This is a genomic window from Polaribacter reichenbachii (assembly GCF_001975665.1).
GTDB lineage: Bacteria > Bacteroidota > Bacteroidia > Flavobacteriales > Flavobacteriaceae > Polaribacter > Polaribacter reichenbachii.
Window position 1 is genome coordinate 3,572,368 of the sequence record NZ_CP019419.1, and the last position, 13,234, is coordinate 3,585,601.

Genomic DNA, 13,234 nt, shown 5'->3' on the forward strand with positions numbered 1-13,234 from the left:
ATATTTTAAATATGAAACTTCAAAAAAATTGCAAGACTAATTGCGAATTTTTACCTTTGTGAGCATTTAAAAAATCAATAGAAATGGGTAGAGCATTTGAGTTCAGGAAAGCAAGAAAAATGAAACGCTGGTCAGCAATGGCAAAAACTTTTACCAGAATTGGTAAAGACATTGTTATGGCTGTAAAAGAAGGTGGTCCTAACCCAGATTCTAACTCACGTTTAAGAGCTGTTATACAAAATGCAAAGGCAGCAAATATGCCTAAAGATAATGTTGCAAGAGCTATAAAAAAAGCAACAGATAAAGATACTGCAAATTATAAAGAAGTTTTATTTGAAGGTTATGCTCCTCATGGTGTTGCTATTCTTTTAGAAACTGCTACAGATAACAATAATAGAACAGTTGCTAATGTTAGAGCTGCTTTTAATAAATGCGATGGTAACCTTGGTACTTCTGGTTCTGTAGTTTTTATGTTTGATCATACGTGTAACTTTACTGTAAAAAAGGAAGACATTACTATTGATATGGAAGAACTAGAATTAGAACTCATCGATTTTGAAGTTGAAGAGGTTTTTGATGATGAAGAAGGAGTTATCATTTATGCCCCTTTTGAGCAATTTGGTTCATTACAATCTTATTTTGAAGAAAACAATATAGAAATTTTATCTTCTGGTTTCGAAAGAATACCAACTACCACTGTTAAATTAAATGAAGATCAAAAAGCAGATGTAGAAAAATTATTAGAAAAATTAGAAGAAGATGATGATGTAAATTCTGTTTATCATTCTATGGAAGAATAATCAGTTAAATTCTAATTTTTAAACAAAAGCAAAAGTCGTGATTTTTAACAATCACGACTTTTTTAATTTAATGTAAAATATCCCCCAATATTCAATACACTAATATAAATATTAATACCACAAATATAACATAGTATTTAGCATATGTTAAAATTATATCACTACTAAGCTACTACATAAGTTATTTTTTAACTATAAAACTACTATATTTACACTCTAAAGTATATACTAAGTTAAAAAAAATGAAAATTCTTCATAAAATTAAATCTATTAGGTTTGTTTTAATATTTCTTAATATTTCTTCCGTTTTATCTCAAGACATTCTAATTAAGAACGAAGAAACATGGTATTATTACGATCAAGATTATTTAGAAACTGATTGGTATAAAGATTTAAATTTGTCGAATTGGAAAACTGGTATTACTCCTATTGGTTATGGTGATAGAAAAAATAATACAACTATTCATACAGAAAAAGATAAAAATGTAAGAAAAGTAACTAAATATTTTGCTAAGAAAATTTTTATTAAAAACACACATTTAGCCTATGAGTTTAAATTACTTAGAGATGATGGAGCTGTAGTTTATGTTAATGGTAAAGAATTATTTAGAGATAATATGCCAAACTCTACTATTGGTGCAAAGACTGTAGCAATTAGTACCGTTAAAGATAAAGATGAGCATAAATATTATCAACACTTTTTTGATAACAGTATTTTTAAAGAAGGAGAAAATACAATTTTAGTATCTGTACATCAATCTTATATTACCTCTAGTGATTGCATATTTAGTTTAGAGTTATTAGGTCATGAAAGTTTAGAAATTTTATCTTTTGTAGTGGAGAATAAAAATAAAACAACCTCAAATTTAGAAAATAGAATTGAACTATTAAATTTAAAATTTGAAAACGAAAAAACACTTAGTAAAAAAGAAAATTTAGAAAATGTAAAATTCAGTTTACAGATTTTAGTTTTTATTTTAAGTGTACTTTTAATAATTTCTATAGTAGTTATTTATTTTACTTTGCAAAATGGTAAAAAAAGAATTGCAGAAATAAATCAAAATTTAATTGCTTCAAAGTCAGAGCTTTTAGAGAAAGAGAAAGAAATGGTTTCATTATCTACAAATTTACTGCATCATAAACAATATTTTAAAGAGATTAAAGCTGATGTAAAAGGAATTAAAACAGAAGACAAATCGTTAATTAAAAGTATTAACCATCAAATCGATTATGTTTTAGAGAATGATGAAGATTGGCAAATTTTAAAACAACACTTTAATGCTGTTCATGAAAACTTTTTTGATAAACTATTAGCAAAACATCCTTCGATAACAGAAACAGAATTAAGGCATTGTATGTTTATAAAACTGCATTTACAAACTAAAGAAATTGCAAGAATTTTATTAATAGATCCTAGATCTGTACAAACTGCCAGATATCGAATAAAAAAGAAAATGGATTTAAATGAAGAAATAGATTTAAGAGACTATTTACTTAATATTTAAAAATCTGATAAAAGATAAAAATCCCAAACTTAAAAGTTTGGAATTTTTTATGAGTTATTAAAACTATTAAAACTTATTATCACCATCTAAAATATCTCCTATTCCTCCTAAAATAGAGCCTTCTCCTCTACTTCCGTTACCTGTTTTTGGTGCCATAGCCAAAACTCTACCTGCTAATCTACTAAAAGGTAAAGATTGAATATAAACAGTTCCTGGACCAGTTAAATTTGCAAAAAACAAACCTTCTCCTCCAAAAACGGTATTTTTAATTCCGCCAACAAATTCAATATCATAATTTACGGTTTGTGTAAAACCAACAATACAACCTGTATCTACTTTTAAAACTTCGCCAGGTTGTAGAACTTTTTTTGCCATTGTACCTCCTGCATGAATAAACCCTAATCCATCACCCTCCATCTTTTGCATGATAAAACCTTCTCCTCCAAATAAGCCTCTACCTAGTTTTTTAGAAAATTCAATACCTATAGAAACTCCTTTTGCTGCACATAGAAAAGCATCTTTTTGGCAAATAAATTTTCCTCCAAATTCATTTAAATCAATGGGAATAATTTTCCCTGGATAAGGAGAAGCAAACGAAATTTGTTTTTTACCTACACCATCATTCGTAAAAACAGTCATAAACAAACTTTCTCCTGTTAAAATTCGTTTACCAGCAGAAAATATCTTTCCTAAAATTCCTTTATCTTGATTAGATCCATCACCTAAAATAGTATTCATTTTAATATGATTATCCATCATCATAAAAGTACCAGCTTCTGCAACAACACCTTCTTGAGGGTCTAATTCTATTTCTACAAATTGCATTTCTTCACCGAAAATTTTATAATCAATTTCGTGAGCGTTCATATTATTATTTGACGAGTTATTTGGTAATCTATCTTGGAACATATTTTTTAAGTTTTACTATTAGAATAACAAACTAAACTTTTGTTACAAAAAAATATTGTAATTACTCAAATTTAAGAAATTTAGCCTCAATAAAAAGTTTTTCAGAATCTCTAGCAACTATTCTATCTGGTATTTCTTGCTGAACATTACTAGAAAATTTTGTTACTAATACAGCATCTGCACCTACTTCTTTACCTTTATTTACTATTAAAGTTGTAATCTCATTTCTATCATCATTATCATAAATTGGTTCAGCATTAAAGGTTAATAAACCCATTACTTTATATTTTTCTTGTATTTCATTTTCATCAAAATAAACAGAAACATCTGTTGTGGGCGCATAATTATTACCTAAGTAATTTAATGTTGGGCTACATTGAATAAGTAGCAATGCTGTTAAAATTAAAAAAATTAATTGTTTTTTTTGTTTCATTTTTATAAGGTTTTGAGGTACCTAACTACAAACTTTATACCAGTTTATAAGTTTTAAAATGAATTTTATATTTAAATTATTGTCTTAACATTATAATCTATTATAAACATAGATTTAAAATTAAACAGTGAATTTTAAAGTTTTCTTAACTTAACAGTTTTAACAAAACAATTACTTTTGGTCTAAAATTAAACAACAAATATGAAATATTTAACTCCTGAAATCGAAGCGTTATCAAAAGAATTTGAAATCACTAAATCTCTAGCAAGAACAAATGTGTCTTGTGGAATTTTTCAAGATTGTGATTATAATGAAGAAAGACCTCAATTGTATCAAAAGCAAAGTTAAGCTTCGCTTTTTACTTTTATACTCCAATGAAAATGGAAATTAGACACTTCAACTCCTTCTGTGTTTCTTCCAATAGAAGTTAAAACAATCAACTGCCCCTCACCTGTTTCTATAGATTTTTGAATTGCTTCTCTAATCTCATTACCTCCAGAGCAAGTGAATACAATTCTACCAGTTGCCTTTTTGTAAAAATTGGCTTCTTGATGTGTAACTAACATCGATACTTTTCGTTTAGAATCGTAAATGGCTTTCATTACTAAAATACCTGTTGGCATTTCTGCAGCCATACCTTGTGCAGCCCAAAACATACTTTTAAACGGATTTTGATTCATCCATCTATGTTTTATAGTTACAACTACTTCAGAATCTGTAATCGATTTTACTCTTACACCTCCAAAAAATGCTAAAGGCAGCTTTATTAGGTTAAAAAAATTGACTTTTGCAGGTGTAAATTTCATTTTTAGTTTGTTAAAATTGATAATAAGTATTTTTTAATCTTTTTTTTAAAATCAATTAGCAAGATAGTTATTTTATAATTAAACTCAATCATACCAAACGTTTTCAGCAATAATCATTACAAATAATTTCAAATCACAATTGTTAAAAAAATGTTAATTATAGTACTATGTATTGCATAATACCTTTTTTAGGATATATATTTGCATAAGAAAGTATTATATATTTTAGAAAATGAAAAAAAATAACGAAAACACCAATGCCTTTTTAATTCATATATCTGCATTTGCGGGTTTTATGTTTCCTTTTGGTAATATCATTACACCTTTAATTGCTTGGCAAACTCTAAAAGATAGAAGTGTATTTTTAGATGAACAAGGTAAAGAAGCTGTAAACTTTAATATTAGCTATACACTTTATGTATTTCTAATTTCTATAGTATTTATACCTTTTGCCTTCGGATCTATTTTTAACAATCATCGTCGTCATTTTAATTGGAATAATTTTAATCTAAATCTAGATTTTGACACCCATAATTTATTTGGCTTTTTAGGTTTTGGATCTGTTGCAGGTTTGGTATACATTATAGGTATTGCACTGGTAATTATAGCATCGATTAAAGCAAGAGAAGGTGAAAATTACAAATACCCTTTAACAATAAAATTTATAAAATAAAATCACAATATATGAAGATTGAAAACACAAAAGCGCAAATGCGAAAAGGTGTTTTAGAGTTCTGCATTTTATCTATCCTAAAAAATGGTGATGCATATACTTCTGAAATACTTTCTACGCTAAAAAGCGCAGAAATGATTGTGGTTGAAGGTACTATCTATCCACTACTTACTCGCTTAAAAAACGCAGGTTTGTTAACTTATAGATGGGAAGAATCAACTTCTGGACCACCAAGAAAATATTACGTTTTAACCGAAAACGGAGGTATGTTTTTGAAAGAATTAAGCAAAACATGGAATAATTTAGTAAACGCAGTACACCAAGTAACTAGTAAAAAATCGACTACCAATGAATAAGACAATAAATATAAATTTAGGCGGATTTTTCTTCCATATAGATGAAATTGCCTATCAGAAATTACGAAGATATCTAGAATCGATTTCTAGATCTTTAAGTGATGATCCGCAAGGAAAAAACGAAATTATTGCAGATATAGAAGCTAGAATTAGTGAGCTTTTATCAGAAAAAATAACAGATGCAAGACAAGTTGTTAATGAAGGTGATATAGATGATATCATTAAAATTATGGGACAACCAGAAGATTATGCAGATGCTGAACAAGAATATAGCGATTCTAGCTATTCTTATAAAAGAAATAGCGCATCTGGTAAAAAATTATTCAGAGATGGTGATGATAAGTTTCTTGGAGGTGTTGCCTCTGGTATTGCTCATTATTTTGATATTGATACCATTTGGATTCGTTTAGGATTATTAGCTTTATTCTTTGGTGCTGGTTTTGGAGTGTTACTTTACATTATACTTTGGATTTTACTACCTGAAGCAAAAACAACTTCAGAAAAATTACAAATGGAAGGCGAACCTGTAAATATCGATAATATTGAAAAAAAGATTCGTGAAGAGTTTAGTAATGTATCAGACAAGGTAAGTGTGGTTGCCAAAGAAGCATCAGAAAAAATAAAAGATGGTGCTAATGAATTTTCTGATAAAATGAGTAAAACTTTTTCGGGAAAGACCAAAAAAAATAACGGAGCAAGTGATTTTTTAGATACTATTGGTAAAATTATTTTAACCATTTTTAAGGTTATTGGTAAGTTTATTGGTATCCTAATTATCTTTATTTCTGCTGCTGTTATTTTATCTCTAATTGTTGGAGGGTTTTCTTTAGGTAGTTTAGAATGGTTAAATGTTGATGCTAATTTACAGTATCCACCATTTTTCTACGATTCTGTAATACCAACCTGGGCGCTTACTTTATGTAGCTTTTTACTAATAGGTATTCCATTTTTACTATTGTTTATTTTAGGTTTAAGAATCTTATCTAGCAATGTAAGAAAGCTAAGTAAACCAACATCTTTAACACTTTCTGGAATTTGGATTGTTTGTTTATTAGTCATCATATTTACAGGGATTGAGTTTGGTACATCTCATTCAGTTGATGGTCAATCATCAGAAAAAAAGAGTTTAAATATTATTAAAAATGACACTTTAAATTTAAAAATAATCAATGATGATGAGATTTATTATAGACATAATCTAAGGTCAAATTCTTATAGAGAAGAAGTTTATGTTGATAATAAAAAGATGGTTTACAGTAATAATGTAAATGTTGATGTTAAAAAGAGTAATTCTGATGAGAGCTATATGATTATCTTAAAAAAATCTCAAGGTAAAAATAGAGGTAATGCTAGTCATAATGCAAAAATAGTAAGTTACAATTATAAAATTGAAGGTAACACAGTAATTTTAGATGCTTATTATTTGTCTTCCTTTAAAAATATTTGGAAGGATGAAGAAATAGAAATCACCATTTATTTACCTGAAGATGTAACTATTTATTTTGATAATTCTACCAAAAACTTTTTAGATGATGTTAAAAATGAAGGTGATATTAAAGATAGAGATATGGCGAACCAACACTTTATAATGACAGATAGAACTTTAAAATGTACAGATTGCGAGATTGAGTTTGATGATGAAGAAAATACTGAATCTGAATTAAAAGAAACTTTTTAAAACAATTCATCATAAAAAAACAACAACTGAGTAACCTTAGTTTCTTTTTAAGCGTCTAATAAAAGACCTTTACAATGTAAACTTAAAACAAACACCATGAAAACATCAACCAAATCATTTTTCGCAATCTTATTTTTAGCAACATTATTAAGTTCTTGTAATGTTAATATGTTCAATAGAATTAACGGAAACAGAAACGTAGTAACTGAAGACAGAAGTTTAAAAGAAGATTTTACTAAAATAAAAGTAAGCACTGGTTTAGACTTATATATTTCTCAAGGAAAATCAACAGAGATTACTGTAGAAGCAGATGAAAATTTGCAAGACATTATTATTACAGAAATTAATAATGGAGTTTTAAAAATTTATTCAGAAAAGAATATTTGGAAAGCAAAAGCAAGAAAAGTATATGTTACTGTTACCACTTTAGAGGGTGTTACTGCAACAAGTGGTTCTGACGTATATACCGAAGAAACTATTAAAGTAAACAACATTTCTGTTAGCGCAACAAGTGGTGCAGATATTAGAATGGCTTTAGATGCAAATTCAGTTTCTAGTAGTGCAACAAGTGGTTCTGATGTAGAAATATCTGGTATTACAAACCAACATTCTGCAAGTGCAACAAGTGGTGCTTCTATAGATGCTTACGATTTAGAAAGTAAAAACGTAACTGTAAAAGTTACAAGTGGTGCAGATATTAATGTTTATGCGTCAGAAAGTATCGATGCTAAAGCTACAAGTGGTGGAGATATCGACTTTAAAGGAAGCCCAAAACAAGTGAATAAAAAATCGTCTTCTGGTGGAAGTATTTCTGCTAAGTAGATTTTAATTACAATAAAAATCAATCAACCAAAGATTTCTTGAGGCTGGAAACAGCCTTGAGATTTCAATTAAAAAATAAGCTATGAATTCATTTATCGAAGCTTTTAGAGATTCTTTTATCATAAAAGTATTTATTGCCATTATTATGTTCTTACATAGCTTTTTTACATCTGCTCAAATAGAAGAAATTCCTGAATATAAAATTGTAAATACTAAGTTATACAGCGAAATTGTAAAAATGGATAGCATTTATTTTACAGCTTATAATAAGTGCGATATAAAAACTCAAGCTTCTATTTATAACGAAAACATTGAATTCTTTCACGATAAAGGAGGTTTAGCTACAGATAAAAAACAACTTTTAAAATCTATTGAAGAAAATATCTGCAATAAAGTTACAAGAACATTAATTAAAGGTAGTCTAGAAGTTTATCCTATACATAATTATGGTGCTATCGAAATTGGGTATCATAAATTTTATAATGAGGAAGAACCAAATGCAAAATCGGTTCCCAGTAAATTTATTGTTACTTGGAAAAAAGAAAATGAAAATTGGACAATTACTAAAGTAATTAGCCTTCATTAAAATATTTAAAAAACTGTAAAAATTAGAATAGCTAACTCTAATAACAGTACTAATACTTGGTTTTATTAGTTTACTTGGTAAGTCGTCGTTTTGTAAAAAGCGACGCTTACTTTTTTTTTGCTGATATTCTTTTTAAAAATAAAATCTTATAAATCCATTAAAAAATCATTTTTAAACTTTACATTTTAAAATTGATTCTCCTCAAAAAGCATCACCCTAAAAATTTAAGATTTTTTAAAGACACTTTCAATTTTAAATAAACGAACTTGTGCTTAAAAGCTACAAAGCCATTTAAATATTTTAAATATGGAGATTATAGATAAATTTAATGCCTTAGTTGATGAACATTTTATAGAAGAACATCACATTTCATTTTATGAAAAGAAACTAGATTTAAAACCTAAATATTTAAGTAAATTATCTAAAAAATACAACTCTCCTCCTCCTTGTCAAGTATTGCTTCAAAAACAAATTACACATTGCCAAGATCTATTAAAAAACACCAATAAAAACATTAAAGAAATTGCTTTAGAAATGAACTTTAAAGATGAGTTTTATTTTAGTAGAATCTTTAAAAACAAAACAGGAATAACGCCTACAGCATATAGGCTTGCCAAATAGTGAACCTTTGTCCATTGTTTGTAAAAGGAGTTCGTTTTAACTTTGTGTCATCAAATTAAAAGATAAAAAAATGAAAGAATTTATAAAACATACTATTGAAAGTGCACCAGAAGCATCAAAAAAAAACCTAGAATATGGGCAAAAAAAATACGGAATGTTGCCTAATCTTTTTAGATATATGGCTGGAGCTCCAGCTGCATTAGATGCTTATATTAATTTATCTAAAATATTTAATGATACTAGTTTTTCTGTTGGTGAACAACACGTAATTATGTTGGCTGTAAGTGTTGTAAATAACTGCGATTACTGCACAGCTGCACATTCTAGAGCTGCAAAAGCAAACGGAATTTCATCTACAATAATAAATGCAGTTCGCAAAGGAAAAGAAGTGCCAGATGCAAGATTAGCAGCTTTGGTTGCTATTTCTCAAAAAATAACAGAAACTCGTGGTCATATAGAAGGTGAAGATTTAAGTACTTTTTATAGCCAAGGTTTTTCACCAGAAAATGTTATGGAATTAATTGTAGGTATTTCTATAAAAACAATAAGTAATTACATTAATCATATTACAGAAAATATTATTAATGATGAGCTAAAACCTTTTGCTGTTGGTAAAGAAATTGAAGACTAATTTATTTCTAAACAGCATTAATAACAACAAAAAAATCCAGCTTTTAGCTGGATTTTTTAATATCTTAAAAGTAAAAACTACTTACTGGTTTCCTAAAATAATTGGCATACCAGATTTACCAGAACCAATTACTACAACTTTACTATTTGGTGATTCTGATAGTTTTAAAGTTGCTTCAATACCTTTTTCTTGTAAAATTTTATCGGTTAAAGACGCACTTAAAATCTTATTTGCAGTTGCTTTACCTTCTGCATCAATTTTTTGTCTTTCAGCCTCTTTTTTAGCTTTTGCTAAACGAAACTCATATTCTAAAGATTCTTGTTCTTGCTTTAATTTAGTTTCAATTGCAGTTCTAATTGTAGTTGGTAATTTTACATCTTCTACCAAAACTCTTTTAACTGATAAATACTGTCCTTTTAAAATATTCTGAACTTCGTCTAAAATTTCTTGCTCTATAACATCTCTTTTGCTAGAATATAGTTGTTCTGGTGTATATCTACCAACAACGCTTCTTGCAGCTGCATTAATTGCAGGGTCTAATAATTCACGCTCATAATCTTCACCTTTAGTCTTAATAAGTTTCCCTAAGTTTTCAAATTCTGGCTCATACCAAATTGTACCATTTACTTTAACTTCTAGTCCGTTTACAGAAAGTACATTCATCTCATCAGAAATAGATTGCTGACGTACTTTTCTAATGATCATCTTGTTCCATGGTAAAACAATATGAAAACCTTCTCCATAAGATTTTTCTGTATTAATACCTTTACCTAAAGATTCGAAAATTACACCTCCTTCTCCAGGACCAATTGTAACTGTAGATTTAGAGAATAGTATGATTGCAGCAACTGCAATTATGATTAAGAAAACTCCACCTTTTGGAAAGTTTAAATCAATTTGATTATTTGCCATTTTAATATTTTTTAAATTTTATCAAATTTACAATTTCTATTGCTGAAACCCAATGCATATATTTTATATTTTACCAAAGTATTTTCTCAAAAACCATTCTGCAGTTAAAAGTGCAATTATCAAAAATAGAATCCATTGCCAATCAATTAAATTTACTTGCTTTTTAGTTGATTTTTGTACTGTGTAAAATGATTCATTAGCCAACAATTCCTTGGTAATTTCATCAACTTGATTTTTATAAAATAGCCTTCCTCCTGTTTTGTCTGCTAACTTTTGTAATTTTTGAATATTAGCATTTGTAAACTGTTCTTCTATATTATAATCTGTTATTTTAAAACGACCATTTTTACTGATATTCTGACCCAAAACTGTTACCTGATAAGTATAATCTCCAGGATTTAAATTTTCAATTTCTGTTTTAAAAGCATTATTTACTAAAGAAAAAGGAACTTTAGTAATTGCATTAGTAGAAGTATTTGTTAACGTTATTTCTAAACTTGCTCTAGGATCAAATTGATAATTTTTATCTGTATAAAATGCCGAAATTTTTATTGTAGAATTTGCAGGATATAAACTTTCTGCATCTACTTCTAATCGATTTCTTTTTTTGTTTGATGCCAAAAACTGAACGATATTCCCAATAAATTTATCGAAATCTTCGAAAGAATTTGTGTTTAAAAAACTGTTGGCTCTCCATCTCCAAATGCCTTCTCCAAATAAAATTCCAGATTTTTGATTGTTGATATCAAAAGTAGCTAACAAAGGTTGTTGCGTTTCTAAACCATTCATATTTTGATACAATAAAGTTTGATGTTCTTTACTAATATTCACCTCTCCAAATTTATCCATTAAAGGCGGATAATTATCAAAACCAATATCTTCTTGTAAAAAAGTTAGAAAACCATCATTAAAAACAGCTCCATAATTTTCAGTTTCATTAATCGCATTTTTTCTAAAACCTAATTGTTTTTGGTTGATAAAATTCCAGTCTGTATTAGCTCCAGAAACAAATAAATAATTACTATTATTTTGTTTTATCCGACTAAGAACATCATTAAACTTATCATTTAATTGATATAATATAATTAACTGATAATCATATAATTTATTATTAAAATTTTCAATATTTACAATGTCTACAGAACGTTGTTTATTACTTTCTATCGCCTTTTTAAATACCCCCAAATCTGGATGTAAAACTGAAGTTAATAATAAAACCTTAGTTTGTTCATCTATAACTTCTACTGAGAAACTTTTTGAATTATTCTTAATGTTTTTCTCGTTTTCTATTTTAGATATTGATGCGGTATAATATTGCAAACCTTCTTTGGTTGATGTTAAATTTGCAGTAACTGTTGCCGATTTTTTAGAATCAGAAAAACGTACATTTTTTCTAAAAACTGTTTTTCCTTTACTAAATATTGAAAACTGCGCGGTTACATTTTTACTCCCTTCGTAATTTAAAATGACTTCTACAGGAAATTTATTTTTAATATAACTGTATTTATTTACGTTTAGTTGACTGATTTTAACATCAACATATTTTGTAGTATCACCAATTACAATTGGATAAATAGGTTGTTTTGCATTAATAAATTCGTAATCTTGACCAATAGTTTGATTACCATCTGAAATTAATACAATGGGTGAAATTTTATCATTCTGCAATTCATTTACACCAAGTATTGCATCAGAAATATTTGTTTGATTTTTTGCAAAAGAAAGACTATCTAAAACCTGTAAATCATCAGCAAAAGAAAACTTTTGAACATCAAATTTATTATTGATTACTTTATTACTTTCTAATTCTTTTATAAAAACCTCAACATTATTATCCTCTTTAAAAAATGAAACAGAATTAGAATTATCAACCAAAAAAGATAAAACCGGTTTTATATTGGTGAAATTGGTCTTTTCTATGTTTGGGTTTATCAATAATAAAATCAACAAAAACACACTTAATGTTTTCAAAACAAAAAGAATAGCTGTAATTTTTAGCTTATTTTTTACTTTAAAATAATATTGAAAGTAAGCAATTGCTAAACCTAATAACAATGCTAAAATGAGAAATAAAATTAAAGTAGTTTGCAATAGATTTATTTTAATGGGAAAGATATAAAGAACTATTTAAAAAAGAAAAAACCTACAATATTTATATTGTAGGTAATTCTTAATTCTCAATTTACTTAGAGGTAAATTTAGGAGTTTTTTAGGGTACTAGGGGTTCACTTTTGGGGTGCTATTATAGTTCTATTTTTAGGGTATTAATTTTAATTTGACTCTATGTAATGATATTTAACATTCTGTTTTGTATAACTTTTTAGTATTCCCTTATTTTTAAGTTCATCTAAAACATTATAAACTACAAGTATTAATTTAAAACTATTGATTCTATTTAAAATTTGAAAACTTGTTAAGTGTTCGCTTTTTAATTCGTTTACAACTGCTAATTGTCTTGTTGATAATTCTTGTGTTTTCATAAGTTTTTTTGTTTTACACTGT

General features: G+C 27.4%; 16 protein-coding genes. 10 read left to right on the plus strand and 6 right to left on the minus strand.

Features of this window, described 5'->3' with window-relative positions; genetic code table 11:
- The first annotated feature begins 83 nt into the window (after positions 1-83).
- Together BW723_RS15180 and BW723_RS15185 are read left to right on the plus strand one after the other, a co-directional pair.
- Positions 84-800, plus strand: coding sequence for a YebC/PmpR family DNA-binding transcriptional regulator (locus BW723_RS15180; RefSeq protein WP_068358224.1), 717 nt, complete (start codon positions 84-86; stop codon positions 798-800).
- A 242-nt stretch (positions 801-1,042) separates the two neighbouring features.
- The gene (locus BW723_RS15185) at positions 1,043-2,305 is read left to right on the plus strand and encodes a helix-turn-helix transcriptional regulator (protein ID WP_068358219.1); all 1,263 of its coding nucleotides are present in this window, start codon (positions 1,043-1,045) and stop codon (positions 2,303-2,305) included.
- Between the two features lie 66 nt (positions 2,306-2,371).
- Here BW723_RS15185 and BW723_RS15190 read toward each other — a convergent pair whose 3' ends face one another.
- Together BW723_RS15190 and BW723_RS15195 are read right to left on the minus strand one after the other, a co-directional pair.
- Complete coding sequence (locus tag BW723_RS15190) at positions 2,372-3,172, minus strand: TIGR00266 family protein (protein WP_068358256.1); 801 nt, start codon at positions 3,170-3,172, stop codon at positions 2,372-2,374.
- 103 nt (positions 3,173-3,275) lie between these two features.
- Positions 3,276-3,647 (minus strand): hypothetical protein, encoded by a 372-nt coding sequence (locus BW723_RS15195; protein WP_068358216.1) that lies wholly within the window; start codon positions 3,645-3,647, stop codon positions 3,276-3,278.
- A 201-nt stretch (positions 3,648-3,848) separates the two neighbouring features.
- Here BW723_RS15195 and BW723_RS17870 point away from each other — a divergent pair, with 201 nt between their 5' ends.
- Positions 3,849-3,995: a hypothetical protein gene (locus tag BW723_RS17870; RefSeq protein ID WP_169835738.1), complete on the plus strand. Its 147-nt coding sequence runs from the start codon at positions 3,849-3,851 to the stop codon at positions 3,993-3,995.
- On the opposite strand, the gene BW723_RS15200 is transcribed toward BW723_RS17870, so the two are convergent.
- Positions 3,992-4,453 carry a DUF4442 domain-containing protein gene (locus BW723_RS15200; RefSeq protein ID WP_068358212.1) on the minus strand — a complete coding sequence of 154 codons (462 nt, stop codon included), beginning with the start codon at positions 4,451-4,453 and terminating at the stop codon, positions 3,992-3,994. The two genes, BW723_RS17870 and BW723_RS15200, sit on opposite strands and share 4 nt — an antisense overlap.
- A 232-nt stretch (positions 4,454-4,685) precedes the next feature.
- Here BW723_RS15200 and BW723_RS15205 point away from each other — a divergent pair, with 232 nt between their 5' ends.
- The 7 genes from BW723_RS15205 to BW723_RS15235 all read left to right on the plus strand — a co-directional run bounded on the left by BW723_RS15205 (position 4,686) and on the right by BW723_RS15235 (position 9,820).
- Positions 4,686-5,126, plus strand: a complete 441-nt coding sequence (locus BW723_RS15205; protein ID WP_068358208.1) for a DUF4870 domain-containing protein — start codon at positions 4,686-4,688, stop codon at positions 5,124-5,126.
- Between the two features lie 11 nt (positions 5,127-5,137).
- Entirely contained in the window at positions 5,138-5,482 is a 345-nt protein-coding gene (locus BW723_RS15210; RefSeq protein WP_068358205.1) for a PadR family transcriptional regulator, read from the plus strand.
- Positions 5,475-7,160, plus strand: a complete 1,686-nt coding sequence (locus BW723_RS15215; protein ID WP_068358202.1) for a PspC domain-containing protein — start codon at positions 5,475-5,477, stop codon at positions 7,158-7,160. Before BW723_RS15210 ends, BW723_RS15215 begins: the two co-directional genes overlap by 8 nt.
- A 96-nt stretch (positions 7,161-7,256) precedes the next feature.
- Complete coding sequence (locus BW723_RS15220) at positions 7,257-7,982, plus strand: head GIN domain-containing protein (RefSeq protein ID WP_068358199.1); 726 nt, start codon at positions 7,257-7,259, stop codon at positions 7,980-7,982.
- Positions 7,983-8,064: 82 nt separating this feature from the next.
- Positions 8,065-8,568: a nuclear transport factor 2 family protein gene (locus BW723_RS15225; RefSeq protein WP_226789293.1), complete on the plus strand. Its 504-nt coding sequence runs from the start codon at positions 8,065-8,067 to the stop codon at positions 8,566-8,568.
- Between the two features lie 306 nt (positions 8,569-8,874).
- Complete coding sequence (locus tag BW723_RS15230; RefSeq protein ID WP_068358195.1) at positions 8,875-9,189, plus strand: helix-turn-helix transcriptional regulator; 315 nt, start codon at positions 8,875-8,877, stop codon at positions 9,187-9,189.
- A 70-nt stretch (positions 9,190-9,259) separates the two neighbouring features.
- Positions 9,260-9,820 (plus strand): carboxymuconolactone decarboxylase family protein, encoded by a 561-nt coding sequence (locus BW723_RS15235; protein WP_068358193.1) that lies wholly within the window; start codon positions 9,260-9,262, stop codon positions 9,818-9,820.
- Between the two features lie 81 nt (positions 9,821-9,901).
- Here BW723_RS15235 and BW723_RS15240 read toward each other — a convergent pair whose 3' ends face one another.
- The 3 genes from BW723_RS15240 to BW723_RS15250 all read right to left on the minus strand — a co-directional run bounded on the left by BW723_RS15240 (position 9,902) and on the right by BW723_RS15250 (position 13,212).
- Entirely contained in the window at positions 9,902-10,732 is an 831-nt protein-coding gene (locus BW723_RS15240; protein WP_068358190.1) for a prohibitin family protein, read from the minus strand.
- A gap of 63 nt (positions 10,733-10,795) precedes the next feature.
- Positions 10,796-12,823: a VWA domain-containing protein gene (locus BW723_RS15245; RefSeq protein WP_226789294.1), complete on the minus strand. Its 2,028-nt coding sequence runs from the start codon at positions 12,821-12,823 to the stop codon at positions 10,796-10,798.
- Between the two features lie 179 nt (positions 12,824-13,002).
- Positions 13,003-13,212, minus strand: a complete 210-nt coding sequence (locus BW723_RS15250) for a hypothetical protein (protein WP_068358187.1) — start codon at positions 13,210-13,212, stop codon at positions 13,003-13,005.
- Positions 13,213-13,234 lie beyond the last annotated feature (22 nt).